The 606-nt window shown below is 43.7% G+C and carries 1 protein-coding gene; it reads right to left on the bottom strand.

The window, feature by feature from the left end:
• The coding region (locus ACFILW_RS10830) for a beta-ketoacyl-ACP synthase (RefSeq protein WP_375685834.1) at positions 1-606 on the bottom strand (606 nt) is incomplete at both ends.

Here is a 606-nt window from a genome sequence, read left to right as displayed (position 1 = left end):
TAAGCATGTGCGTTGCGTTTTTTGGCATGTTCTCCACTTTCAATAACTAGGAAGATACCACCAGAACCGGCTATGATACCGCCGCCGGGGTGGATTTCACGATCCCACACTGGGCTCCATCCATTATGGGTTAAAAGACCACCAAGCTCATGCGCCAACAACATATCATAACTTTGTGCATTATAGGAACTTCCTACAAGAGCATGGGTGCTTTGACCTGATTTAATACGAGCTACAGCAATTTGAAGTGCAGAAAGACCACTGCCTTCTTCTCCCATAAATGTGCGAGATGATCCAGTGACTTTATGAACAATTGAAATGTTTCCTGCCAAAAGGTTTGAAAGTTGTGCCAAAAATAATGTTGGGCGAAGTTCAGTTGAAAGAGCAACATTTAACATAGAGGCATGATCGGCAACTGCGCGCGCTTTAGAAAGAATCTGTGTATCAACAGTAATATCACGTTCTCCCCCACTTGCAGCTACGATCATATCCATTGTTGAAGTGAGTTGTTCATTATTTTTCATGCCGGCATCATCAAGAGCAAGACCAGCCGCATAGGTACCAAGACGCTGCCATGTTCCCATTTGCCGTTGATCACTTTTTTTA

Origin of the sequence: Bartonella sp. TT110JLCBS (assembly GCF_042193405.1) — a bacterium.
Taxonomy (GTDB): Bacteria; Pseudomonadota; Alphaproteobacteria; order Rhizobiales; family Rhizobiaceae; genus Bartonella.
This window is presented reverse-complemented; position numbering and strand designations above follow the sequence as displayed.